General features: G+C 64.2%; 19 protein-coding genes. 15 read left to right on the top strand and 4 right to left on the bottom strand.

Translation table 11 applies throughout. From position 1 onward, the window contains the following. Positions 1-41: 41 nt before the first annotated feature. From DU505_RS17745 to pdxJ, 9 genes are all read left to right on the top strand, one after another. On the top strand, positions 42-728 hold the full coding sequence (locus DU505_RS17745; protein WP_114480316.1) for a sigma-E factor negative regulatory protein: 687 nt from the start codon (positions 42-44) through the stop codon (positions 726-728). After that, positions 728-1726, top strand: coding sequence for a MucB/RseB C-terminal domain-containing protein (locus tag DU505_RS17740; RefSeq protein ID WP_114480315.1), 999 nt, complete (start codon positions 728-730; stop codon positions 1724-1726). The genes DU505_RS17745 and DU505_RS17740 overlap by 1 nt, the downstream gene beginning before the upstream one ends. Positions 1727-1795: 69 nt before the next feature. Next, positions 1796-3229, top strand: a complete 1434-nt coding sequence (locus tag DU505_RS17735) for a DegQ family serine endoprotease (RefSeq protein ID WP_114480314.1) — start codon at positions 1796-1798, stop codon at positions 3227-3229. A gap of 211 nt (positions 3230-3440) precedes the next feature. Further along, positions 3441-5258 carry a translation elongation factor 4 gene (gene lepA / locus DU505_RS17730; RefSeq protein WP_114480313.1) on the top strand — a complete coding sequence of 606 codons (1818 nt, stop codon included), beginning with the start codon at positions 3441-3443 and terminating at the stop codon, positions 5256-5258. Positions 5259-5272: 14 nt separating this feature from the next. Then, the gene (gene lepB / locus DU505_RS17725) at positions 5273-6076 is read left to right on the top strand and encodes a signal peptidase I (RefSeq protein ID WP_114480312.1); all 804 of its coding nucleotides are present in this window, start codon (positions 5273-5275) and stop codon (positions 6074-6076) included. A 75-nt stretch (positions 6077-6151) separates the two neighbouring features. Further along, complete coding sequence (gene rnc, locus DU505_RS17720; protein ID WP_114480311.1) at positions 6152-6844, top strand: ribonuclease III; 693 nt, start codon at positions 6152-6154, stop codon at positions 6842-6844. Continuing rightward, complete coding sequence (gene era / locus DU505_RS17715; protein ID WP_114480310.1) at positions 6841-7740, top strand: GTPase Era; 900 nt, start codon at positions 6841-6843, stop codon at positions 7738-7740. The genes rnc and era overlap by 4 nt, the downstream gene beginning before the upstream one ends. Positions 7741-7795: 55 nt before the next feature. Beyond that, positions 7796-8497: a DNA repair protein RecO gene (gene recO, locus DU505_RS17710; protein WP_114480309.1), complete on the top strand. Its 702-nt coding sequence runs from the start codon at positions 7796-7798 to the stop codon at positions 8495-8497. Between the two features lie 29 nt (positions 8498-8526). Next, the gene (pdxJ, locus tag DU505_RS17705) at positions 8527-9330 is read left to right on the top strand and encodes a pyridoxine 5'-phosphate synthase (protein ID WP_114480308.1); all 804 of its coding nucleotides are present in this window, start codon (positions 8527-8529) and stop codon (positions 9328-9330) included. An 82-nt stretch (positions 9331-9412) separates the two neighbouring features. Here pdxJ and DU505_RS17700 read toward each other — a convergent pair whose 3' ends face one another. Then, positions 9413-12136, bottom strand: a complete 2724-nt coding sequence (locus DU505_RS17700; protein WP_114480307.1) for an ATP-binding protein — start codon at positions 12134-12136, stop codon at positions 9413-9415. Positions 12137-12254: 118 nt separating this feature from the next. On the opposite strand from DU505_RS17700, the gene cysM reads away from it, so the two are divergent. From cysM to ppc, 5 genes are read left to right on the top strand one after another with little or no spacing between them, the layout of a single operon-like run. Beyond that, positions 12255-13151 (top strand): cysteine synthase CysM, encoded by an 897-nt coding sequence (gene cysM / locus DU505_RS17695; protein ID WP_114480306.1) that lies wholly within the window; start codon positions 12255-12257, stop codon positions 13149-13151. A 1-nt stretch (position 13152) separates the two neighbouring features. After that, positions 13153-14571 (top strand): TRAM domain-containing protein, encoded by a 1419-nt coding sequence (locus DU505_RS17690; protein WP_114480305.1) that lies wholly within the window; start codon positions 13153-13155, stop codon positions 14569-14571. A 4-nt stretch (positions 14572-14575) separates the two neighbouring features. Next, entirely contained in the window at positions 14576-16852 is a 2277-nt protein-coding gene (relA, locus tag DU505_RS17685) for a GTP diphosphokinase (protein WP_114480304.1), read from the top strand. Further along, entirely contained in the window at positions 16849-17724 is an 876-nt protein-coding gene (gene mazG / locus DU505_RS17680; protein WP_114480303.1) for a nucleoside triphosphate pyrophosphohydrolase, read from the top strand. The genes relA and mazG overlap by 4 nt, the downstream gene beginning before the upstream one ends. Continuing rightward, positions 17721-20369, top strand: coding sequence for a phosphoenolpyruvate carboxylase (gene ppc, locus DU505_RS17675; protein ID WP_114480302.1), 2649 nt, complete (start codon positions 17721-17723; stop codon positions 20367-20369). The genes mazG and ppc overlap by 4 nt, the downstream gene beginning before the upstream one ends. Before the next feature lie 86 nt (positions 20370-20455). On the opposite strand, the gene DU505_RS17670 is transcribed toward ppc, so the two are convergent. Both DU505_RS17670 and DU505_RS17665 read right to left on the bottom strand, forming a co-directional pair. After that, a complete protein-coding gene (locus DU505_RS17670; protein ID WP_114480301.1) occupies positions 20456-21031 on the bottom strand; it encodes a hypothetical protein in 576 nt (191 codons plus the stop codon). A gap of 134 nt (positions 21032-21165) precedes the next feature. Then, positions 21166-22056 carry a ketopantoate reductase family protein gene (locus DU505_RS17665; protein WP_114480300.1) on the bottom strand — a complete coding sequence of 297 codons (891 nt, stop codon included), beginning with the start codon at positions 22054-22056 and terminating at the stop codon, positions 21166-21168. Between the two features lie 284 nt (positions 22057-22340). Here DU505_RS17665 and DU505_RS17660 point away from each other — a divergent pair, with 284 nt between their 5' ends. Beyond that, positions 22341-22544, top strand: a complete 204-nt coding sequence (locus tag DU505_RS17660; protein WP_114480299.1) for a DUF3185 family protein — start codon at positions 22341-22343, stop codon at positions 22542-22544. A gap of 7 nt (positions 22545-22551) precedes the next feature. On the opposite strand, the gene DU505_RS17655 is transcribed toward DU505_RS17660, so the two are convergent. Further along, positions 22552-24480 (bottom strand): DNA topoisomerase III, encoded by a 1929-nt coding sequence (locus DU505_RS17655; RefSeq protein WP_114480298.1) that lies wholly within the window; start codon positions 24478-24480, stop codon positions 22552-22554. Between the last annotated feature and the right edge of the window lie 92 nt (positions 24481-24572).

Below are 24572 nucleotides of genomic sequence, written 5' to 3'. Positions count from 1 at the left end.
TGATGCAAGGCAGGGTGCCTTGACAGCGTGGGGGTGTGAGAATGAGTCAGAACGCACGGGAATCGCTTTCTGCCCTGATGGACAACGAAGGTGATGATCTCGAGCTCCGTCGGGTGCTTAAGTCCCTGGAGGACGACCCTGATGCGGCGGATGCCTGGCGACGCTATCACTTGATGCGTAGCCTGATGCGGCGGGATCATGACATCGATGTCAGCAAGGATCTTTCGGCCGGCATCATGGCCCGCCTCGAGGATGAACCGGCACCGGCTCTCGAAACGACGCCCGTGGCGTCGCGACGCTCTCCCTCCCTGGCTCGTGGTGCCGGCATTGCGGCTGCCGTCTCGCTGATGGTGATCACCGGGGTGCAGTTCTACAGCGGCAGCGACTTTGCCCGTACCGGCGACTCCCCGGTTGCCGGGACCGAGACCCGTTCCGCTTCGGAGCAACCGCAGCGAAGCATTGCCTCCCCGGCGGGCGGGCAGGGTTCTCCACTGTTCTCGCCGGCGTCCGCCGGTGGGCAGGCCGGTATCATGCCCGTGGGGGCCAGCTTCGATAACCCCCTCTTCATGTCGCCGCAGTCGCGACAGGCCCCGAGTTCCGATCAGGAGCAGGCGAGGCTGTTGCAGTCCTACCTTGATCGACACTCAGAGGGTGCCGCCTATCGTAGTGGCGATGTCTGGATGCCGCTGTTGCGCGCTTCCGGTAGTGAGACGCTGGGGCAGCGCTGATGAGAGCCGGGCGCACCCTGCGTCGCCTGGCAGTATTCTGCGGCATCGCCTGCCTAGGCGTGGCTCTGCCGTTGGCGGCCGACACCCCGCGTGGCACCGAGACGTCGAACGAGGGATTCGACTGTCGCCAGCTATCCGATTGGGAAGCCCCGGAGACAGCGAGCGACTGGTTTGAGCGCAGCCTTTGGGCCAACCACTGTTATATCTTCCAGGCGAGGGCCGTGCGTATCGGCATCGATGGTGTCAGGACGCTGGCGCTTTCCCACGATATCCAGGATGGGGTCGAACGGGAAGTGGCACGCTTTCTCGATGGTCCTCAGGTCGTCTTCGAGCGCCGTGGACGCATCGGTCGACTGGGCTGGTCAGACAGTGACGACGACGTAGCCGCCTCGCCGGCCGGCGTCGCCAGGCATCTCGACCAGTTTTATCGGCTTGGCCTGGGGAACGACGAGAGGATCGCCAATCGTTCTGCCGTGCGCCTGGACATTGAACCCCTCGATGGATTGCGATTCGGGCAACGCCTCTGGCTCGATTCCCGCACGGCGCTGCCGTTGAAGCGTGAACTGCTCGATGATCGCGGTCGAGTGGTCGAAACCTTCCAGATTACCGAACTCCAGGAGCCGCAACTGCATGAGGGTAGCGTCTTCCTCGACGATCTTCGCTCCCAGCCTCAGCACCCCTGGCGCCCCGAATGGCTGCCGGATGGGTTCATCGCCCAGCCCGTGGATACCCGTAGCGAGCGACATGGCGAGGCCGTCGGGCACCGCATCTATAGTGATGGCCTTTCTACGCTCAGCCTGTTCGTCGAACCGATCGAGGAGGGGCGGGAACGGCTGATACCCGGTCTGCATCGGCTGGGCATTTCGCTGGCCATCGTGCGCCACCTGACAGTGGAGGACGGGCCGATACAGGTAGTGGTGATGGGCGAGCTGCCACCCCGCGTACTGGCCCAGGTCGCGGACGGCTTGACCTGGAAGGATGTTTCCAGTGACGAGTGAGCGGGCAACAGCCGAATGATGGCGTAACCGCCGACATGTGAAACGTACGCAATGACGCAGGAGTTTTTCATGAGACCAATGATCCGTTCCTTTTCATTGTGGGCACTACTGCTGGCCCTGCTGCTTCCCTGGCAAGCGGCTCTTGCCCGCGATCTTCCCGACTTCGCCAACCTGGTCGAGCAGGCCGCTCCCGCGGTGGTCAACATCTCTTCGACCCGGGTGGTGGAGCGGCGCGATCCCTTCCAGGGATTCGGGGGGCCGGAGATTCCTGATATCTTCCGACACTTCTTCGGCGATCGTTTTCCGGGTGGGCCGGGCGGACCCGTACCAGGCCCCGGCCCAGGGCAGGGACAGGAGCGCCAGTCGCTGGGCTCCGGTTTTATCATCAGCTCTGACGGCTACGTCCTGACCAATGCCCACGTGGTCGAGGGCGCCGATGAGATACTGGTTCGGTTGGCCGATCGTCGCGAAATGGCGGCCGAATTGATTGGCTCCGACCCGCAGACCGATGTTGCGGTGCTGAAGGTGGATGCCGAGGGCCTGCCGACCCTGCCGACCGGCGACTCCGATACGCTCAGGGTGGGCCAGTGGGTAGCGGCTATCGGTTCCCCCTTCGGCTTCGACCACTCGGTGACCGCCGGCATCATCAGTGCCATCAACCGCACCCTGCCGCGGGATGCCTACGTACCTTTCATCCAGACCGATGTTGCCATCAACCCGGGTAACTCGGGCGGTCCTTTGTTCAACCTTGACGGCGAAGTCGTGGGGATCAATGCTCAGATTTTCACGCGTAGTGGCGGTTTCATGGGGCTCTCCTTTGCCATACCCATCAACGTTGCGATGGATGTGGCCAGCCAGCTACGTGATGACGGGCGTGTGCGTCGTGGCTGGCTCGGCGTGATGATCCAGCCGGTCTCGCGGGATCTGGCCGAATCGTTCGGCATGGAGAGTGCGAGTGGTGCTCTGGTCGCCGATCTCGACCCGGAAGGGCCGGCAGCCGACGGAGGCGTGCGGGCCGGCGACATCATTCTCGAGGTCGACGGTGAGGAAGTCGAGCGCTCGCGCAATCTGCCGCGCCTGATCGGCCGCGTCTCGCCGGGCAACGAGGCGGAGTTGACCCTCATGCGCGACGGCCAGCGTGAGCAGGTCACCGTGACCATCGGCGACTGGCCGGACAGCGATGAACCGCGTGCCGAGGCCCGTGACGAACAGAGTGCTCAGGCTCGCCTGGGTATCGCAGTCGGCGAGCTCGATGAGACCGAGCGCGAGCGCCTGGGGGTCGAGGCCGGCGTGGTAGTGCGTGAGGTCGACCCTCAAGGAGCGGCTGCGCGGGCGGGTATTCGTCGGGGAGATGTCATCGTCAGTATCGACCATCACGCCGTGGATAGTGGCTCCCAGCTGCTGGAACTGGTCAAGGAACTGCCGACGGATCGTGCCGTTCCGGTACGTCTCTACCGCGAAGGGCGCTCGCTGTTCGTCGCTCTGAGACTGGGTGAGGATTGATCCTGCGCGGAGCCGATGAGCCCGCTTGTCTCCTCGAGGCGCCTCTCATCTCACGGTGAGGGGCGCCTTCGTTCGCGGGAGTGGCCGACGGCTGCGCTGTCCAACCCCCCGCCATGCCGGTACAATACCCGCCATTGAATTCATTCGACGTGAACGGGGCGCGGCAAAACCGGCCGCCTCCGCGCACGTGACGAACACCGGACTGGGCTAGATGAGCAACGACGCAAGCAACGAAAAGCTGAAGTATATTCGGAATTTCTCCATCATCGCCCACATTGACCATGGCAAGTCGACCCTGGCAGATCGCCTGATCCAGAGCTGCGGCGGACTCACCGAGCGTGAACTCAAGGAGCAGGTGCTCGACTCGATGGATCTCGAGCGTGAGCGAGGCATTACCATCAAGGCTCAGTCGGTGACGCTTGACTACCAGGCCGATGACGGAAATACCTATCAGCTGAACTTCATCGACACCCCCGGGCACGTGGATTTTTCCTATGAGGTGTCGCGCTCGCTCTACGCCTGCGAGGGCGCGCTGCTGGTGGTCGACGCGGCTCAGGGCGTCGAGGCGCAGTCGGTGGCGAACTGCTACACCGCTATCGAGCAGGGTCTCGAGGTGTTGCCGGTCCTCAACAAGATGGATCTGCCTCAGGCCGACCCCGACAAGGTGGCCCATGAGATCGAGGAGATCATCGGTCTCGATGCCACCGATGCCTGCCAGGTCTCGGCCAAGAGCGGCCTGGGGATCGACGGGTTGCTCGAGCGCCTGGTACGTGACATTCCGCCGCCCAAGGGCGACCGGGAGGCACCGCTGCAGGCGCTGATCATCGATTCCTGGTTCGACAATTACCTGGGCGTCGTCTCATTGGTTCGGGTCTTCGACGGCACCCTCAAGAAGGGCCAGAAGATCCGCATCAAGTCCACTGGCCGTGACTGGCAGGCCAACGAAGTGGGGATATTCACCCCCCTGCGCAAGGAGACCGGCATCCTGCGCGCCGGCGAGGTCGGCTTCGTGGTGGCCGGGATCAAGGAGATTCAGGGTGCGCCGGTGGGGGATACCATCACCCATGCCAAGACCCCGGACGTGGAACGCCTGCCGGGCTTCCAGAAGGTCAAGCCGCAGGTCTATGCCGGCATGTTTCCGGTGGGGGCCGACGACTACGAGGACTTCCGCGACGCGCTGGAAAAGCTGGCGCTCAATGATGCCTCGCTGGAGTACGAGCCCGAGAACTCCGATGCCCTGGGCTTCGGTTTTCGTGTCGGATTCCTCGGCACCCTGCACATGGAGATCGTCCAGGAGCGCCTCGAGCGTGAATACAACCTGGATCTGCTCACCACGGCGCCCACCGTGGTCTATGAGCTGGCGATGAAGAATGGTGACCTCAAGTACGTCTCCAACCCCTCCAAGCTGCCAGACATGGCCGATGTCGAGGAGATGCGCGAGCCCATTGTGCGGGCCAGTATTCTGGTGCCCCAGGAGTTCGTCGGCAACGTGATCATGGAGTGCGAGAATCGCCGCGGCACTCAGCGTGACATGCAGTTCCTGGGCAGTCAGATCCAGCTGGTTTATGAGTTGCCCATGAGCGAGGTGGTGATGGACTTCTTCGATCGATTGAAATCCATTTCCAAGGGCTATGCCTCCCTGGACTACAGCTTCGAACGCTTCCAGGCCGCCAAACTGGTGCGCCTTGACGTGCTGATCAATGGCGACAAGGTCGATGCACTGGCTGTCATCATCCATCGCGACCATGCCCATGGTCGCGGGCGACTACTGGTGGAAAAGATGAAGGAGCTGATCCCTCGTCAGATGTTCGACGTGGCGATCCAGGCAGCCATCGGTGGCCAGGTAGTGGCGCGCTCCACCGTCAAGGCGCTGCGCAAGAACGTCACCGCCAAGTGCTACGGCGGCGACGTCTCGCGCAAGAAGAAGCTGCTGGAGAAGCAGAAGGCGGGCAAGAAGCGCATGAAACAGGTCGGTCGGGTGGAAATTCCCCAGGATGCTTTCCTGGCCGTTCTCAAGGTGAATGACTAGGGACCGACGATACTATGGATTTTTCACTTCTGCTGGTGATTGCGGTGGCGGTCACCGGTCTGGTATGGCTGCTCGACCTGATATTGCTGCGTCCGGCGCGCCGCCGGCAGCTGGCCACCGCCGAAGCCGCAACGACCGAAGGGCTTGACCAGGAGACGCGTGCCAAGGCACTCAAGGAGCCCTGGCCTGTCGATTACGCGCGCTCCTTCTTTCCTGTCCTGCTGGTGGTGCTGTTGCTGCGCAGCTTCCTGGTCGAGCCTTTCCAGATCCCTTCCGGCTCCATGCGTCCCACCCTGGAAATCGGTGACTTCATCCTGGTGAACAAGTACGCCTACGGTCTGCGCCTGCCGGTGACCCACACTCGCTTCGTCGAGATGGACGATCCCAAACGCGGTGACGTCATGGTCTTTCGCTTCCCCAACGAGCCCTCGGTGAACTTCATCAAGCGTGTGGTGGGCCTGCCCGGTGATACCTTGCGGTATGAGGACAAGCAGCTCTATATCAACGGTGAGCCGGTGCCCAAGCGTCTGCTGGAAGAGGGTCCGTCCGAAGCACCGCAAGAGTGGCTGCTGGAAGAACAGTTGGGCGAAATCAGTCACCGAATCTACAATAATCCTCGTGATACGGGGCCGCGAGTGCGTGAGCTGGTGGTGCCGGACGGTCACTACTTCACCATGGGCGACAATCGTGACCACTCCAACGATAGCCGCTACTGGGGCTTCGTTCCCGAAGAGAATATCGTTGGGCGTGCCTTTGCAGTCTGGATGCAGTGGGATGGTGGATTGCCCAGTTTTTCCAATGTTCGACGTATTCATTGACGTCTCGACGTCTCTTGACGGTGAACCTTTTCATGCCGCTAGGCAGCCCGTTCTTTTGTAGATAGCAGGAGCTTCGTGAGCAACTCCCTCAACGCCTTCAGCCGACGCATCGGCCACACCTTCGGGGATGACGCCCTGCTGGAACTGGCCATGACCCATCGCAGCTTTGGAGGTCAGAACAACGAACGCCTCGAATTTCTCGGTGACTCCATCGTCAACTTCGTGATCGCCGAAGCGCTCTACGAGCGCTTCCCTCAGGCGCGGGAGGGCCAGCTGTCACGGCTGCGCGCCCGCCTGGTGCGTGGCCAGACCTTGGCCGAACTGGCCCGGGAGATGTCCTTCGGTGAATGCCTGCGACTCGGCTCCGGTGAAATGAAGAGCGGCGGTCATCGCCGTGATTCCATTCTCGCCGATGCCGTCGAGGCGGTGCTCGGCGCCATCTACCTGGACGCCGGGATGGATGTGGCGCGGTCCCGGGTGTTGGCCTGGTACGCCGAACGCCTGGAAGCCATCGACTTGCAGGATACCCAGAAAGACCCCAAGACACGCCTCCAGGAGTTTCTTCAGTCCCGCCAGGTTCCCCTGCCTCGCTATGAGGTGGTGTCGGTGGAAGGCGAGGCACATGACCAGACCTTTACCGTGGAGTGCCACATCGAACTGCTTGAGGAACACACCGTGGGAATCGGAGCCAGTCGTCGACATGCCGAACAGCAGGCGGCGGAGATGGCCCTGTCGCAGCTCGAGACCCGAGGAGGGCGCAGCAAATGACCCAGACATGCGGTTTTGTCGCCATCGTTGGGCGCCCCAATGTGGGCAAGTCCACCCTGATGAATCGGATTCTCGGCCAGAAGATCTCGATCACCTCGCGTCGTCCACAGACCACGCGTCACCAGGTCATGGGTATCAAGACCGAGGGTGAGGCGCAATTCATCTACGTCGATACGCCCGGCATCCACATCATGGCGAAGGATCGCAACAAGGCGATCAACCGCTTCATGAATCAGGCCGCTACCCAGGCCCTGCGTGACGTCGACTGCGTGGTGTTCATCATCGACCGCACTCGATGGAGCGACGAGGACCAGGTGGTGCTCCAGCGCCTCGAGCACGTTCAGGCGCCGGTCATCCTGGCCGTCAACAAGGTCGACCGGCTCGAGGACAAGAGCACGTTGCTGCCATGGCTTGGCGAGGTGGGAGCGCGGCGCGAATTCGCCGCCATCATCCCCATATCCGCCAAGCACGGTACTAATGTGCCGGAGTTGGAGGTCGAGGTGGCCAAGTACCTGTCTGAAGGCGTCCATCACTTTCCCGAAGACCAGGTTACCAACAAGAGCCAGCGCTTCCTGGCCGCGGAACTGGTGCGGGAAAAGATCATGCGCCAGTTGGGCGACGAGCTGCCCTACCAGGTGACGGTTGAGATCGAGGAGTTTCGCGATGAAGGGCGTGTGGTGCATATCAGTGCCCTGATCATGGTGGAACGTTCGGGTCAGAAGAAGATCCTGATCGGCGAGAACGGTGAGCGCATCAAGAGCATCGGTCGCGAGGCTCGCCTGGACATGGAGCGTGCCCTGGATGCCAAGGTGATGCTCAATCTCTGGGTCAAGGTGAAGCGGGGCTGGTCCGATGATGAACGGGCCTTGAAGAGCCTCGGCTACAACCTCGACTGATGGCGATTCATTGCCTTGGCTCAACGAGGCCCAGGCGTCTTGTCGGGTGACCGTCATGCAGCCGCAACCGGCTTTCCTCCTGCATAAGCGCCCCTATCGTGAAACCAGCGCTCTGGTCGAGTTGCTGACTCTCGACCACGGCCGCGTGCGAGCGGTGGCCCAGGGCGTGCAGCGGCCGGGCTCGCGCTCCCGCGGGCGCATGCAGCCATTCGCCCCGCTGCACGTGACCTGGGTGGGGGACGGAGAGCTCAAGCGACTGCGCCTGATGGAAAGCCGCGGCTCGGCGGCACTGCTCGTGGGGGAGGGGTTGCTCTGCGGGCTCTATGCCAACGAACTGCTGACCCGGACCCTGCCGGTGGAGCTTCCGGTAGCCGAGGTATTTGCGTTCTACGGCGCACTGCTCGAGGCCTTGCCGCGCCCGGATGGGCGAGCCGGCTCGCTGCGTCGGCTGGAGGTTGCGTTGCTCGAGTCGCTCGATGCGGCGCCGCGTTTCACCGAGCCCGATGGACGTGAGCTCGATCCCCACTGTCACTATCGTTTCGATAACGCATCCCGGGCCTTCGTCCCCGGCGAGCCCGGTATCGACGGCCGCACGCTTCGGCTGCTCGCCGGCGGCGACTGGGCCGACCCCGGCCTTGGGGGTCCTGCCAAGGCCATTACCCGGGCCGCGTTGGCGCCTCTGCTGGGGGCTCGACCACTGCGTTCCCGCGAGTTGATGCGCCAGCTTGCCCAGCGGCGCCGTGTCGTCCCACACTGACCCCGTCTTATCGGTTTTGGAGAGAGTCCATGCATCCCCCGCGTATCCTGCTTGGCGTCAATATCGACCATATCGCGACCCTGCGTCAGGCTCGAGGTACCCGCTATCCTGACCCGGTTCAGGCGGCACTGCTGGCCGAGGAGGCGGGCGCCGACGGTATCACCGTGCACCTGCGCGAGGATCGGCGCCATATTCAGCCGCGTGATGTGCGCCTGCTTGCCGAGGTGCTCAATACGCGCATGAATCTCGAGATGGCGGTCACCGAGGAGATGCTTGCCCTGGCCGAGGAGATCCGGCCCGCCCATGTCTGCCTGGTGCCGGAGAAGCGTGAAGAGCTGACCACCGAGGGCGGGCTTGACGTGGTCGGTGGCTTCCAGGCCATCGCCGAGGCCTGTCAGCGGTTGGCTGCCGCCGGTTGCGAGGTCTCGCTGTTCATCGACCCTGAGCCCAGCCAGATCGTGGCCGCGGTGAAGGCGGGGGCGCCGGTCATCGAACTCCATACGGGGGCCTATGCGGAGCTGGCTGGTGACGCGGCTCATCGTGAGCATGTCCGGCTGGCGGCGGCGGTGGAAATGGCGCTTGAGCTTGGGCTGGTGGTCAATGCCGGTCACGGGCTGAACTATCATAATGTCGAGGCCATCGCCGCGATTCCCGGCCTGCATGAGCTCAATATCGGCCATGCCATTATTGCGCGAGCCCTCTTCGTGGGCCTCAAGGAAGCCGTGGCCGACATGAAGCGACTGGTCATTGCCGGCCAGGAGGCGGGGTTCGTCGCCTCGCTGGAAGAGCACGATCACCACCACGATGATCTGGACGACAGCGAAACCGGATGATCCACGGAATCGGAGCGGGCATTTCGCGGGTCGCGCGCTTCGACACGGCCCTGCGCCGAGCCCTCGCTGGCGCGAACTCCATTCACTTGTCCCTGAGCGACGAGACCGAGCTCGCATCGGCGATGGTCGTGCCGGAGGAGTGATTCTGTTGCTGGACGTGCCAGGCCCGTAACCGGTCCATTGCGCGAAACAGATCATCGATCAACGGCTCGACATCGGTCATGCCCTTGGAACGCAGTCGGGTCTCCAGGGTCTCTGCCACCAGCGCCAGTTCCGGTGCCCCGCAGTAGCGACAGGCACCGTTCAGGGCGTGAACGGTATCTAGCAGGGCCTCCGTGTCATCGGTGGACAGGGCCGCCTGCAGCTCCCTGGTGCTGGAAGGAAGCGATGAGGCGAGCTCATCGAGCAGCTCGAGGGCAAGGGATTCACTGCCATTGGCCAGGCGGGTGCCCAGCGTCAGGTCGACGACGGCCAGCGCTTCGCTCTGCTGCTGTCGCTCCGGCGACTCCGGCTCTATGTGCCTGACCTGTGGTGTGACGCGTAGATGCCGCTGGAGAATGGCCTCCAGTGCATTGCTATCCACCGGCTTGATCAAGACTTCCTGAAGACCGCTGTCCAGCAACTGCTGGCGGTCATCCTCCAGGGCGTGGGCTGTCACGGCGATCACCGGGCAGTGCGACCAGCTTCCGCCCAGCTTTCGCAGCGCCCGGGTCGTCTCGACGCCGTCCATCCCTGGCATTCGGATATCCATCAATACCAGGTCGAATGGCTCGTTCTCGGCGATAGCCAGCGCCTCTTCGCCGCTTCCCGCCTCTTCGATCCACAGGCCCGGCCGCTGCAGGATGTCCTTCAGCAGGCGTCGGTTGCTGGCGTTGTCGTCCACCACCAGTAGCCGGTTAAGGCTGGGCGGTACCACGACCTCGCCGCGCAGCGAGCCGCAGCGTCGCAGCCCCTCGGCCAAAGCCTGGCGCGAGATCGGCTTGCACAGGAGTTCGCCCCCGGAGGAAAGGGTGAGTTTCGGCAGCTCGAGCGGCGTGGCGTTGACCAGGAGGAGAACCGGACAGGGGCAGGCGTCGAGCCAGGCCTGCCACTCCTCGAGCACCGCATCAGTGAGTTGGGTGGGAAGTCCGGCCACCATCAGTGCCGGTGGCGGTGCCTGCACCGAGGGATGGGGCACCTCCACTACCTGGGCGCCCCAGCAACTGAGGAGGTGGTTTAGCGCGTGGCGGGTGGGCGCATGTGGCTCGTACAGGGCAATGCACTCTCCGTCGAGGATTCGCTCCGGCAACGCATCCCTGCCACCGATGACTTCCAGGGGAAGGCTGAAGGCGAAGGTCGATCCCTTGGTCGGTTCGCTTTCTACAGTGATGCGGCCACCCATCTGTTCGACCAGTTGCCGGCTGATGGCCAGGCCGAGCCCTGAGCCGCCATACTGGCGGGAATGACCGGATGTGGCCTGACGAAATGCCTGAAACAGGTCGTGCTGCTCCTTGGGGGTCAGCCCGATGCCGGTGTCGCTGATGCTGACGCGCAACAGGATCTGGTCCTTGTGAGAGTGATCCTCGACCATGACTCGCACGATGACTTCTCCCTGTTCGGTAAACTTCAGGGCGTTGTGTACCAGGTTGATCAGCACCTGACGGATACGTAGCGGATCGCCGCGCAGCGGTGAGGGGACGTCGTCGTAGACGAGGCCCAGCAGGTGGAGACCTTTCTGATGGGCCAGCGGTGCCTGAAGCCCCAGCGCCTCGTCCACGAGCGACACCATGTCCACTTCGGCACGGTCGAGTTCGAGTCGCCCGGCTTCGATGCGCGAGAAATCGAGTACGTCGTTGACCAGGGCCAGCAGGTTGTCGCAAGCCACCTGAACCTGGTCGAGCCATTCACGCTGTCGAGGCTCGAGGCGCGAGCGACCCAGCAGGCGACAGAAGCCGACGATGCCGTTGAGCGGTGTGCGAATCTCGTGACTCATGCTGGCCAGGAACTCCGACTTGACCCGGTTGGCCTCCAGGGCGCGGCGATGGGCCAAGTCTAGCTCGATGTTCTTGATCTCGATGGTTTCCATCGACTCCTGCAGCTCGGCGGTCGTCTGCTCGATCTGGCGCTGCATATTGTCCCGGGACTGTTCGAGTTCGTCGCCCAGCGCATTGACCTGCTGGGCCAGGCGACGCAGTTCGGGTGGGCCATCCTCGGCGAGCGGAGTGTGCAGATCACCGCCGCGCAGGCGTTTCAGCGCCTCGCTGGCACCGTTCAAGTTACTGTCCAGGCGTCGTCCCAGCGAGGATGCCAGCACGAACAGCAGCAGGCCGAGAATCAATAGCCCCAGGCCGGCGCTGGCCAGGCGGCGGTAATGATCCAGGGTCAGTGCTCGTGAATCGATGTCGATCTCGAGCCAGGCGAGGCCCTGGATGATGCCATTGTTCGCAGGCAGATCGAGGGGGACCATCAGTCGCCAGAGATCGCCCCGGGTATCGAGCTGCGTCTCCTGGGGCGGTGCCATGGCAACCTGGGCACGGCTGCGGCCCAGCTCCAATATCGTCGTGCCCGTTTCGGTATAGACACCGACTCCCCGGGCCTCGTCGATATCGAGCAGTCGATGGGCCAGGCTGTCCAGCTGCGACTCTTCTCTGGCTATGAGCGTCTGGGCAAGCATGGGAGCCTGAAGCTCTGCTGCGGTAACCAGCCGGTCGCGCAGTGCCGACTTGCGCCATTCGGACTCCTGCTGCAGGCCGAGTGTCGCCACGGCCATCAAAACCAGTAGCGGCAGGCACAGTAACCAGAGCGTTATGCGATTTCCGAGCGACATCGGTGATCCTTTATCACGGTGAATCTTTGTGCAGTATGCCACAGCTGTTCAGGATGCCTGTCCAGTGGGGGGCGGCACGGATATAATGCTGAAAAGGCGTTTCCATAAGGACGGTTACATGCATTTTCCTACCATCGAGGACGTCGTCGGCAATACGCCGCTGGTGCGGCTCAAGCGTATCACGGCGGGCCGCAACAACACGCTGCTGGCCAAGCTGGAAGGTAACAACCCTGCCGGTTCGGTGAAGGACCGCCCGGCGTTGTCGATGCTCGAACAGGCCGAGGCTCGCGGTGAGATAACGCCGGGGGATACCTTCGTCGAGGCCACTTCGGGCAACACCGGTATCGCGCTGGCCATGGCGGCGGCCATCAAGGGCTACCGGATGGTGCTGATCATGCCGGAGAGTGCGTCCAGCGAGCGCAAGCAGGCCATGGCGGCTTTCGGTGCCAAGCTGATTACCGTCAGCAAGGAGGGCGGCATGGAAGAGGCGCGCGACCTCGCCGAGGCGATGATTGCCCGGGGCGAGGGCAAGCCGCTCAACCAGTTCGCCAATGCCGACAACCCGCTGGCGCATTATCTCGGCACCGGCCCTGAACTCTGGGAACAGACCGGCGGTACGATCACCCATTTTGTCAGCTCCATGGGGACGACGGGAACCATCATGGGGGTGTCGCGCTACCTCAAGGAGCGCAACCCCGCTATTCAGATCATAGGCCTGCAGCCGGAAGATGGTGCCAGTATTGCCGGTATCCGGCGCTGGCCAAAGGAGTACTTGCCGAGCATCTTCGATGCCTCGCGAGTGGATCGAGTCCTCGATATCGGCCAGCACGAGGCCGAGGAGCACATGCGGCGGCTGGCCAGGGAGGAGGGCATCCTGGCCGGTGTCTCTTCTGGCGGCGCCCTGGCAGGGGCGCTGCGTATCGCCGCGGAGGTCGAGAACGCGGTGATCGCCTTCATCGTCTGTGACCGCGGCGATCGTTACCTCTCGACCGGCCTGTTTGCCCCGGAGGCTTGACGTGGCAATGCTTGGAAAGCGTCGGCCACCGCGTCAACGCTCGGGAGCCTCCGGCCTGCAGGGGCGGCACGACGAGTCTCCCGAACGGGTGGTCGAACCCGGCGTGTCGGCGGTAACCGTTCAGCGCCTGGCTCACGATGGCCGTGGCGTGGCGCGCTCTGCCAGCGGCAAGGCCCTGTTCATCGATGGTGCGCTGCCGGGAGAGCGTCTTGAGGCGGCGGTGCACCGCTCCCGCAAGCGGTTTGACGAGGCCCATGTCCGCGAACTCATCGAAGCCTCTCCCGAGCGTGTCGAACCTCCCTGTCCCCACTATGCTCAGTGTGGCGGCTGTGATCTCCAGCATCTGACCGTGGCGGCTCAGCGGCAACACAAGCAGGCGGTGCTGGTCGACCTGTTGGCTCGGGAGGGCATTTCCCTGACGACGCCACCGGCCCTGCTGGCAGACGCCGCGGCCGGCTATCGGCGACGTGCCCGGCTGGGGGTGAAGGTGGATTCAGAGGGACGGGTTCACCTGGGTTTTCGCGTCCACCATGCCAGTCGTCTGGTGGACGTGGAACACTGCCTGGTGCTGTTGCCCACACTGGAGGCGCTGCTTGTGCCGCTGCGTGAGCTGCTGGCCCAGCTGGAGGCCCCGCGCCAGGTTGGTCATCTGGAACTGGTGGCCGCCGACGGTGTGACCGTGGTGGTAGTGCGTCAACTACGAGACAATCATGCCGACCGTCAGCGCTGGCAGGCGTTCGCCCGTGACCAGGGAGTGTCCGTGGGGCGCCTGACGGGTCGAGACGCTCCGCTGTTCGAGTGGTTAGGCGACACGCCCGACCTCGCCTATCGACTGCCTGGCGCCAGCGGAGAGCTCGAGCTGCGCTTCGACCCCGGTGACTTCCTTCAGGTCAACGAGGCCGTCAATGCCCAACTGGTCGCCACGACACGGGAATGGCTGACGCCCCTGGATGGCGAACGGGTACTCGACCTCTACGCCGGTATCGGCAACTTCAGCCTGCCAATGGCGGCCGATGGCGCCCATGTCACGGCAGTGGAAGGCAATCCGGCCATGGTCGAGCGGTTGACTGACAACGCCAGGATCAACGGACTGCCGGTTGATGCTCGCCAGGCGGACCTGAGCCACGAGGCGGTGGTTGTCGCACTGCTGGAGGGCACTGAGCCCGACGCGGTCGTGCTCGACCCGCCCCGCGATGGTGCATCCGCCGTTTGCCGAGCCCTGGTGGAACGCCCGGTGGCCCGGCTGGTCTACGTGTCCTGCGATCCTGCCACCCTGGCTCGGGATGCGGCACGACTCGTGCATGGCGGTTATCGCCTCACCCGGGCGGCGGTAGCCGATATGTTCGTGCATACCTCGCATCTGGAATCTATTTTGCTGTTCGAGCACTGCGAACGGCAGCCACCATCGCAAGGAGCCTAGAAAGATGGTGAAAGTGCGCGATGACCAGCCTTTGACCGACGCGGGCGAAGTCGATATCGGTCACTGGCTTGCACGACTGCAGGAAGACACCAAGCTGCGTGACCCGGCCGAGATGCGGGAGGCCTGCGAGCTTGCCCAGCGCCTGGCCCACCAGGCGGAGCGTCCCCACAAGGCATGGTTGCCGGAGGCTTCCAGTTTTCGCATGGGGCTCGAGATGGCCGATATCCTGGGTCAGCTCAAGCTGGACCAGCCGGCACTGGAGGCGGCCGTGCTCTATCGCGCCGTGCGTGAGGGTCAGATCGCCGTCGAGGGGGTGGCCAAACGCTTTGGCAGTGAGGTGTCGGGTCTGATCGAAGGGGTGCTGCAGATGGCTGCCATCAGCAATGCCCAGACCCCGAGCCAGGGCATGGTGCAGCACGACCAGCAGGATAACCTGCGCAAGATGCTGGTCAACATGATCGACGACGTGCGCGTGGCGTTGATCAAGATCGCCGAACGTACCTGTGCCCTGCGCCAGGCCAAGGATGCCCCTCGCGAGAAACGCCTGCAGGTGGCCCGCGAGGTGTTCGATATCTACGCGCCGCTGGCCCATCGCCTGGGCATCGGCCAGGTCAAGTGGGAGCTGGAGGATCTCTCCTTCCGCTACCTGCATGAGGACGACTACAAGACCATCGCTCGGCAGCTGGCCGAAAAGCGGCTGGATCGCGACCGCTATATCCATGAAGTGGTCGAGACGCTGCAGGGGCTGCTCGAGGCCCAGGGCATCTCTCCCTGCGAGGTGAACGGCCGCGCCAAGCACATCTATTCGATCTGGCGGAAGATGAAGCGCAAGCGCATTGACTTCTCCCAGGTCAACGACGTGCGTGCGGTGCGAATCCTGGTGCCGGAGGTGGCCGACTGCTACACCGTGCTGGGACTGGTGCACTCCCGCTGGCGGCATGTGCCCAACGAGTTCGACGACTATATCGCCAACCCCAAGAAGAACGGCTACCAGTCGCTGCATACCGCGGTGTTCGGTCCCGAAAGCAAGGTGCTGGAGATCCAGATCCGCACCTTCGCCATGCATGACGAAGCCGAGCTGGGGGTCTGCGCCCACTGGCGCTACAAGGGGCACGACACCGGCGGCAAGAGCTCCAGCTACGAGGAGAAGATCGCCTGGCTGCGCCAGGTACTCGAGTGGCAGGAGGAGGTCGGCGACTTCAGCGACCTGCGCGAAGGGCTCTCCAGCGACGTGGCACCGGACCGCATCTACGTCTTTACGCCCGACGGTCACGTCATCGACCTGCCGCGAATCGCCACCCCCATCGATTTCGCCTACCGGGTGCATACCGAAGTGGGCCACCGCTGCCGTGGCGCCAAGGTCGACGGCCGCATCGTGCCACTCACCTACAAGCTCAAGACTGGCCAGCAGGTGGAAATCCTCACCGCCAGCAAGGGCGGGCCGAGCCGCGACTGGCTCAACCCCAGCCTGGGATATGTGCGCACGTCTCGTGCACGGGCCAAGATCCAGGCCTGGTTCAAGCACCAGGCCCGGGACCAGAACCTCGAAGAGGGCAAGGCGCTGTTCGAGCGGGAAATGAAGCGCCTGGACGTCGAGGACATGGATCTCGATACCCTGGCGCGCAAGGTCAACTACACCAGCCCTGACGACATGTACGCCGCGCTGGGGGCCGGTGACCTGCGGGTCGGCCAGGTGTTGCACCAGGCCCAGCAGCTGTTCGGCGAGACCGACGACCAGGAGCAGCTCGATCGTCTGCTGGCCAAGCCGCGGCGTGATGCCAGCAGGGGCGGCAGCAGCGATATCACGGTGCTGGGGGTGGGCAATCTCAAGACCAGCATGGCCAACTGCTGCCACCCAGTGCCCGGCGAGCCCATTGTCGGGTTCATCACCCAGGGCCGCGGTGTCACCGTGCACCGGCAGGACTGCCCCAATATCCTGCAGCTTCGCGTCGACGAGCCCCAGCGCGTCATCGAAGTGGAGTGGGGCGAGCGGGCGCGCACCCAGTACCCCGTGGATATCGAGATCCAGGCCTGGGATCGCTCCGGCCTGCTGCGCGATGTGACGGGCATACTCAGCCATGACAAGGTCAATGTGCTCTCGGTCAATACGCTCACCGATACCCGTGACGGCATCGCCCGGATGCGAATCACCGTGGAAGTCGATGGCCTGGAAACCCTGGGCCGGCTGTTCTCGCGTATCCAGCAGCTCTCCAACGTCATCGAGGTCCAGCGCCTGCGCAGCGGGGCCAAGGGAGCGAAGAAGAGGGGAAAGCACTCATGAGCCAGAACCGATACGGCATCGACGACCTGCTCGGGTTGATGGCGGTGCTGCGCGATCCTGTCGAAGGCTGCCCATGGGATATCAAGCAGGACTGGGACTCCATCGTGCCCCATACCCTGGAAGAGGCCTATGAGGTCGCCGATGCCATCGAACGGCGGGCCTTCGAAGAGCTGCCCGGTGAGCTCGGCGATCTGCTGTTCCAGGTGATCTACTACAGTCGCTTCGGCGAGGAGGAGGGGCGCTTCGACTTTCATGACGTGGTCCACACCCTCACCGACAAGATGCTGCGCCGCCATCCCCACGTCTTTCCCGAGGGCACCCTGGCTTCGCGCCGCCCCCCCGGCGTCAGTGCCGAGCAGGTTGAGGCGCATTTAGTCAACAGCCGCTGGGAAAGTCTCAAGGCCGAAGAGCGCACCCAGCGTGCCTCCGACGGTTCAGCGGATTCGGTATTAGACGACGTGCCGCGAACCCTGCCGGCGCTGTCACGGGCGGCCAAGCTCTCCAAGCGCGCCGCCCGGGTGGGTTTCGACTGGCCCGACGCCCGTGGTGTGATCGCCAAGATCCGCGAGGAGCTCGAGGAAGTCGAGGAAGCGCTGGCGGAGGACGACACCATCCATGCGGCCGAGGAGGTGGGCGACCTGCTGTTCGCCGTGACCAACCTGGCGCGCACACTCAAGGCCGACCCCGAGCGCTGCCTGCGTGAGACCAATGCCAAGTTCGAGCGCCGCTTTCGTTATGTGGAAGCGGCCCTGGATGCGCGGGGTATGACCACGAGTGATGTCGACCTGGGCACCATGGAACACTACTGGCAGCAGGCCAAACTGCACGACGCACCCATTTCCGAACCGCCTTCAGGAGACCGCCGGCCATGAGCGACGATCTGCACGAATCACTGCGTGACAACGTACGCATACTGGGCGACAGCCTGGGTCGGACCATTGCCGATGACCTGGGTCAGGGTTTCGTCGATCGGATCGAGGCCATCCGCGGTTATGCCAAGAGTGGTCGCCAGGGCGATACCCAAAGCAGCCGCGAACTCATCGAGTACCTGCGCAAGCTGCCCGACCGTGACCTGCTCCCCGTGACCCGGGCCTTCAACCAGTTCCTCAACCTGGCCAACATCGCCGAGCAGCACTATCGCGCCCGCTATCGCCGTGTGGAGGACTACCGGCCGGGCAGCCAGCCGATGCTGGGAGAACTGCTGACACGGGCGAGACAGGCCGGTCATGCTCCACGCAAGCTGGTCGAGAGTCTCGCTACCATGCGTGTCGAGCTGGTGCTCACCGCGCACCCCACCGAGGTCATACGGCGCACCCTGATTCAGAAGTACGACGCCATCGACGAGTGCCTTTCCATCATCGAGTCCTCCAGCGACTACCCCGAGCGGGCCAGCCGCGCCCGGGGGCGCCTCGAGGAGCTGATCAGCCAGGCCTGGCACACCGACGAGATACGCCATGAGCGGCCGACCCCGGTGGACGAAGCCAAGTGGGGCTTTGCTGTCATCGAGAACTCGCTATGGCAGGCGGTCCCGGCCTTCCATCGCGACCTGGATACGCTGCTGCTGGAGACCGCCGGCGAGCGCCTGCCCCTGGATGCGGCGCCCATCGTCTTCGCGTCCTGGATGGGCGGGGATCGCGATGGCAATCCCAACGTCACCTCGCGAGTTACCCGCGAGGTTCTGCTGCTGGGGCGCTGGATGGCGGCGGATCTCTATCTGCGCGATCTGGAGCAGCTCAAGGCCGAGCTCTCCATGTGGAAATCCAACAGTGCGCTGCGAGCCGAAGTGGGTGGCGTGGCGGAGCCCTACCGCGAGTTGATCAAGCGCCTGCTGAGCCGGGTGGAGGCTACCCGCGACTGGGCCAAGGCGGAGCTCGATGGTCGCAGCTTCGAGGGTGGTCCCATCATCGAGAACAGCGATCAACTCTATGCGCCGCTGCTCACCTGCTATCGCTCGCTGTGCGACGTGGGCCTGGATACCATCGCCAACGGCGCGCTGCTGGATACGCTGCGGCGTGTCGCCATCTTCGGTGTCACCCTGACCAAGCTGGATATTCGTCAGGAGGCGAGCCGCCACGCCATGGTGATGGAAGAGCTCACCGAGACGCTGGAGCTGGGTCGTTACCGTGACTGGAGTGAGGAGCAACGCCAGGCCTTCCTGCTGGCGGAACTGGAGTCGCGCCGGCCCCTGATTCCACGGCGCTGGGAGTGTTCGGCGGAGACGCGGGAGGTACTCGACACCTTCCGCGTCATCGCCAACGAGCAATCCGAGGCGCTGGGTACCTATATCATTTCGATGGCTGCCCAGCCTTCTGATGTGCTGACCGTGGCGCTGCTGATGAAGGAGGTGGGGGGCGAAGTGTCCCTACCCATCGCGCCGCTGTTCGAAACGCTGGATGATCTCAACCGCGCCGGGGACGTCATCGACCGCCTGCTGGCGCTGCCGGGCTACCGGGCGCTTGCCGGCGAAACCCAGGAGGTGATGATCGGCTACTCCGATTCGGCCAAGGATGCCGGCCAGCTGGCGGCGGCCTGGGCCCAGTATCGGGCTCAGGAGCGACTGGTCGAGGTGTGCCGGGGGCATGGCGTTTCCCTCACGCTGTTCCATGGCCGTGGCGGGGCCGTCGGTCGTGGCGGTGGCCCGGCGCATGCCGCCATCCTCTCCCAGCCACCGGGATCGGTGAACGGTAGTCTTCGTGTCACCGAGCAGGGGGAGATGATTCGCTTCAAGTTCGGTCAGCCCGATATCGCCCTGCGCTCCATGGAGATCTATGCCTGTGCGGTGCTCGAAGCGACCCTGCTGCCGCCGCCGTCGCCGAAGCCACACTGGCGCGAAGAGATGGATCGTCTGGCTGGCATCGCTCACCGGGGCTATGTCAGCGTGGTGCGCGAAAACCCCGATTTCGTGCCCTATTTCCGCGCGGTGACGCCGGAAGGCGCGCTGGGTCGTCTGCCCCTGGGCTCCCGTCCCACCAAGCGGCGACAGGACGGCGGGGTGGAAACGCTTCGCGCGATTCCCTGGATCTTCGCCTGGACCCAGATTCGCCTGATGCTGCCTGCGTGGCTGGGGAGTGGCGAGGCATTCTGCACCCGACTCGAGGAGGAGGGCGGCCTCGAGACGTTGCGCGAGATGCGCGATCAGTGGCCCTTCTTCGGCACCTACCTGGACATGCTCGAGATGCTGCTGGCCAAGGCCGATGTGTCTATTGCGACCTATTACGAGAGACGCCTGGTGGACGAGCCCGCGCTGAAGGCGCTGGGCGAGGATCTGCGAGGGCGCTTCACTCGCCTGCACGACGTGCTGTTGACGATCCTCGACCAGGAAGAGCTGCTTGAGCAGACGCCGTTGATTCGCCAGGCCATTGCCGTGCGCAACCCCTATATCGATCCACTGCATGGTCTGCAGGCAGAGCTGCTGCAGCGAAACCGCGATGCCGATGGCGCCATCAGTGGCGAACTCACTCGCGCCTTGATGGTGACCATGGCGGGTATCGCCGCAGGCCTGCGCAATACCGGCTGATCTTTCGTCGGCCACGCCAGAAACCCTATCGCCCGGCCAATAGGCCGGGCGATAGGGTTGGATCTCTTGCCTGAGCGCAGGCGAGCCTAGAAAGGGTAGTGGATCGAGGCCTTGATCAGGTTCATGTGGGCCATGCTGGGGGCATCGAACTCTTCGAACTCCAGCCGGCTGATCAGCCGGTTGTGCTGCAGGCGGGCACCGAAGCCCTGTACCCGGGTGGTGCCGGCGGTGGCGGACAGCCGTTCGTCGCTGTGTGTTACCGGGTCACCCTCCCATTCGGTGAAGCCGGACTTGGCATAGAGCCCCAGCTGTCCGAGGCGAACACCGGCCACGAGGCTGCCGCCCAGGCTGGTCGTATTCAGGATCATGGGCTGGTCATCGAAGTGGGTCGGTACTTCATCGCTCTCGCGGTAGCTGAATTCGGCACCCAGGTCGAGCAGCGGCATGTTCACCGGTGAGAAACCGGCGGTAAAGCGGAAGCCGGAGGTATAGCCGTCGGGCGTCTCCATGCCGCTGCCCTCCAGCACCACTCCATTGTCGAGATACATGAGCTCGCTGGATTTATCGGCATAGGAGGGGGCTTCGTCAGCCGCCACGAGCGGTGACGCAAGGAAAAACAGCTTGGCTACCAGCGCGACGGCTATTGGTAAACCCGATTTCATGATCCCTGACCTTCGGGCAGGCGGCTTCTGCTCACCTCTGCTCAGATGCTCGGACCCTGCTCCCATATAGTTAGCTTTTATAGGCTAGCAGGCTCTGCGTCGTTCTGCCAAACGTGTGCTCAACGCAGGGCGGTTCAGGGCTCGGCGAGGGCGGTATCGAGCGCCACAAGAACGGGGGTAGCGATGCGGTGGAGACTGGCAGCCGCCAGTAGCGGCCCGAGAATCGCTTCTCGCTCGGTGGGCCGCCCGGCCAGGACGTCCTGGAGCATGGAGGCGCGGTTATTGGCGGTACCCGCCACTACCTGCCAGACCAGTCCCTGCCAGCCTGACGCCGGGGCGGGGATCTCCTCGGCTGCCATGATGGCGGCGACCTCTTCGATGACCTGATTCACCATCGGCCGGAAGGGGCGGTCACGCAGCTGGCCGTTACGAATGCGGTAGCGGGCTGCCAGCGGGTTGATGGCGGCATTGATCGCCAGCTTGTGCCAAAGCCGAATGTGGATATCGTCGACTGCGCTGGCCTGAAGCCCAGTCTCGGTGAGGGTCGCCGCTAGCGTCCGGCAAAGCTCGGCGTAACGGTTGTCGAGGTCACCGACATAGGTGAGGCCATAGCCCGCATGCACCACACCGCTGTCGCCGGACAGCCAAGCCCCCTCGGTGGTGGAGGCACAGAGCACCGGTCCAGTGTGGCGCAGGCTTAGCGTCGGTTGGACCTGATAGCCGTTCTGCCACAGCACCAGCGGGGTCGCCGGAGGCAGCTGGGCGGCCACGCTGACATAGGCGGATTCGGTGGCATAGGCTTTGGTCGTCAGGTGCAGGAAGGCGGGCGCCAGTGGCGGCAGCTGGCGGCTATCGGCCATGGTCAGGTGGCAGGTTCGCTGTTCGCCCGCAGGGGTGGTCAGCGTTTGCTCGGCGGGGAGCGACCGGCGGCCGGCCAGTACCACCGGCTGAGTGCCGGCCAGGTGAAGTGCCAGCAGCCGGCCCAAGGCGCCGGGTCCCACGATCAGGTGTGAAGCGGTCGACATGATAGGCCTATTTCGAGATGACAAGCGGCAGAGAGCTGTTGGCGGCCACTCCCCCGGCCGGTCAGGGATGATGTTGAGTTAAACCCGTCAGGAGTGTGTGGGGTCTTATGGTTTAAGTAGATCGCGCGCGTCTGATGACAGGACCGGATGCTAAACAGACTATTTTGCTAATACTATGGTTCAATATGACGAGTGGGTTGGGAATGTACAAGCGTCGTACACCCCAGGCCCCTCTGAACGGGTGGATGCCTCCCGATACCTCAGCAGAAACAGGAGCGATCCCTATGTCGACCAACCAGATCATCGGCCTTGTACTACTCGTGGTCGGTGCGGTCTTGCTGTATTTCGGATACCAATCTTCCCAGGGCCTCGAGGATCAGGTGTACGAGACATTCACTGGCCGATTCACCGATTCCACACTTTGGCTGTTTATTGCCGGTGCCGTTGCCGCCGTCGCCGGTATCGGATTGCTATTGCGGAAAGGCTGACCCTCGATCAGCGGGTGCGTCGCTTGCGAGTGGGCGCGGCGCGGCTCCTGCTGCGGCGGGGCTTGCCGCTGCTTCTTCCCCGGGACGCCGACACGGTCGGCCCCGCTTCTCCCCGGGCTTCCGCCATGGCGCTGCGCAGCCGTGCTGCATCGGCGCTGGCCAGCAGCGCTTGCAGGTCGGCGATCAGCGAGGCCATGAAGGGTGCGGGGTCCGCGTCCTGCTCGGCGATGGCGCCCAGCCGCTGTTCCCACAGTGCGGTGCGCTCGGGGCGGGAGGCTGCTTCGGGTAGCGAAGCGATCAGGCCGCTGCCCAGCCGCGTGGCGCGCAGCGCCTTGCTGCAACGGACCAGGTAGCCCCGTTCCAGCAGCGTTTCGATGATGCCGGCACGTGTCGCCTCTGTGCCGAGGCCGTCGTGTTCGCGCAGCGTGCGGCGAACGGCCGGGTCGTCGACGTACCGGGCGATATTCATCATCGCCTTGATCAGGCTGGCATCGGTGAAGGGCTCCGGGGGGCGGGTCTCGCGATCCTCGACGGCACAGTCCGTTACCCGACAGGCTTCTCCTTCGCTGAGCGGCGGCAGTGGCGGCGCTTCGTCGCGGGTGGTGAACAGCGGCTTCCAGCCGGGCTGCAGCAGTACCTGCCCGCTGGCCCGGAAGCGCTCGTCGAGAATCACGAACTCGGCCTTTACCTCGCGGGTCTCCAGGGCGGGGTAGAACTGTGCGAGGACATTGCGGGCTATCAATCGGAAGACATCGGCCTCGGCCTTCTCCAGCCGCCCCAGGTCCGCCGGCTTGCCGGTGGGTGCCAGGGCGTGGTGGGCGCCCACCTTCTTGTCGTTCCAAGCCTTGGAGCGCAGCGTGAAGTCCGCTCCGGCAAACCACTGCTGCAGCGTGGCGTCACTGTGACAGGCGCTCTCCAGGGTGCGGCGTGCCTGGGCAAGATGATCCTCGGGCAGATAGCGACAGTCGGAGCGCGGGTAGGTGATCAACTTGTGGCGCTCATAGAGTCGCTGGCAGATATCCAGCACCCCCTTGGCCGAGAGCCCGAAGCGGCGTGCGGCGTCCACCTGCAGCGCCGAGAGCGAATAGGGCAGCGGGGCGGCCTGGCGCTTCTGGCGAGCGTCGAGGGAGGCCAGGCGGCCCTCGGCGCCGGGCAGGCGAGCGGCCAGGGCCTCGGCGGGGGGACGTTCGAGCAGCCGCCCCTGCTCGTCGAGCCGGTGCGACTCGGCAGGCTGCCACCAGGCGCGTAGCTGGCCGCCTGAGACGGTGAGGTCGGCCCACAGCACATGGAAAGGGTAGGGGACGAAGTCGCGAATTTCGGCGTCGCGACGAACCACAAGCCCCAGCACCGGCGTCTGCACACGGCCGACCGAGAGTACCCCGTCGTGGCCGGCCTGGCGTCCGGTCAGGGTCCAGGCGCGAGTGAGGTTGATACCGTACAGCCAGTCGGCCCTGGCCCGGGACTCGGCGGCCCGATAAAGCGCATGATAGCGGCTGTTATCCTCCATGCGGGCCAGGGCGCGCTGTACCGCCGGGCGGTTGAGGTCGCTGACCAGCAGGCGCGACACCGGGCCTTTCCAGCCAAGATGCTCGATCACTTCCTGCACCAGCAGCTGTCCTTCCCGGTCGGGGTCTCCCGCATGCACCACCTCACGCGCCCCCTTGAGCAACCGGCGAATCACCGCCAGTTGGCCCCGAGCCTTGGGCCGGGGCGCCAGCTTCCAGCGCTCGGGAAGGATCGGCAGGTGGTCCAGCCGCCACTGCTTGTAGGCGGGGTCGTAGGCGTCGGGCGGTGCCTGCTCCAGCAGATGTCCCAGGCACCAGGTGACCACGGTATCGCCGGCGTGCAGGGCGCCCTCCTCACGTCGTGCACTTGCCGGCAGGGCGTCGGCGATGGCCCGGGCGAGGCTGGGCTTTTCGGCAATGATCAGTCGCATGTCGGAGCCATGGGAATTCTGGGTATGGATATTTTAGGTATGGACATTCTTACAGTAATGCGTGCCATCCGCCAGATGTCACCCTGCTTTCC

The organism is Billgrantia montanilacus (genome assembly GCF_003336675.1).
Classification (GTDB): Bacteria; Pseudomonadota; Gammaproteobacteria; order Pseudomonadales; family Halomonadaceae; genus Halomonas; species Halomonas montanilacus.
Note: the sequence above shows the minus strand (reverse complement) of the source record. Positions and strands in the feature narration are given on the sequence as shown.

Bases quoted from the DNA above. Each gene is read 5' to 3' on its own strand.
- DU505_RS17745 (WP_114480316.1), top strand. From the start codon at position 42: ATGAGTCAGAACGCACGGGAATCGCTTTCTGCCCTGATGGACAACGAA.
- DU505_RS17740 (WP_114480315.1), top strand. From the start codon at position 728: ATGAGAGCCGGGCGCACCCTGCGTCGCCTGGCAGTATTCTGCGGCATC.
- DU505_RS17735 (WP_114480314.1), top strand. From the start codon at position 1,796: ATGAGACCAATGATCCGTTCCTTTTCATTGTGGGCACTACTGCTGGCC.
- lepA (WP_114480313.1), top strand. From the start codon at position 3,441: ATGAGCAACGACGCAAGCAACGAAAAGCTGAAGTATATTCGGAATTTC.
- lepB (WP_114480312.1), top strand. From the start codon at position 5,273: ATGGATTTTTCACTTCTGCTGGTGATTGCGGTGGCGGTCACCGGTCTG.
- era (WP_114480310.1), top strand. From the start codon at position 6,841: ATGACCCAGACATGCGGTTTTGTCGCCATCGTTGGGCGCCCCAATGTG.
- recO (WP_114480309.1), top strand. From the start codon at position 7,796: ATGCAGCCGCAACCGGCTTTCCTCCTGCATAAGCGCCCCTATCGTGAA.
- pdxJ (WP_114480308.1), top strand. From the start codon at position 8,527: ATGCATCCCCCGCGTATCCTGCTTGGCGTCAATATCGACCATATCGCG.
- DU505_RS17700 (WP_114480307.1), bottom strand. From the start codon at position 12,136: ATGTCGCTCGGAAATCGCATAACGCTCTGGTTACTGTGCCTGCCGCTA.
- cysM (WP_114480306.1), top strand. From the start codon at position 12,255: ATGCATTTTCCTACCATCGAGGACGTCGTCGGCAATACGCCGCTGGTG.
- relA (WP_114480304.1), top strand. From the start codon at position 14,576: ATGGTGAAAGTGCGCGATGACCAGCCTTTGACCGACGCGGGCGAAGTC.
- mazG (WP_114480303.1), top strand. From the start codon at position 16,849: ATGAGCCAGAACCGATACGGCATCGACGACCTGCTCGGGTTGATGGCG.
- ppc (WP_114480302.1), top strand. From the start codon at position 17,721: ATGAGCGACGATCTGCACGAATCACTGCGTGACAACGTACGCATACTG.
- DU505_RS17670 (WP_114480301.1), bottom strand. From the start codon at position 21,031: ATGAAATCGGGTTTACCAATAGCCGTCGCGCTGGTAGCCAAGCTGTTT.
- DU505_RS17665 (WP_114480300.1), bottom strand. From the start codon at position 22,056: ATGTCGACCGCTTCACACCTGATCGTGGGACCCGGCGCCTTGGGCCGG.
- DU505_RS17660 (WP_114480299.1), top strand. From the start codon at position 22,341: ATGTCGACCAACCAGATCATCGGCCTTGTACTACTCGTGGTCGGTGCG.
- DU505_RS17655 (WP_114480298.1), bottom strand. From the start codon at position 24,480: ATGCGACTGATCATTGCCGAAAAGCCCAGCCTCGCCCGGGCCATCGCC.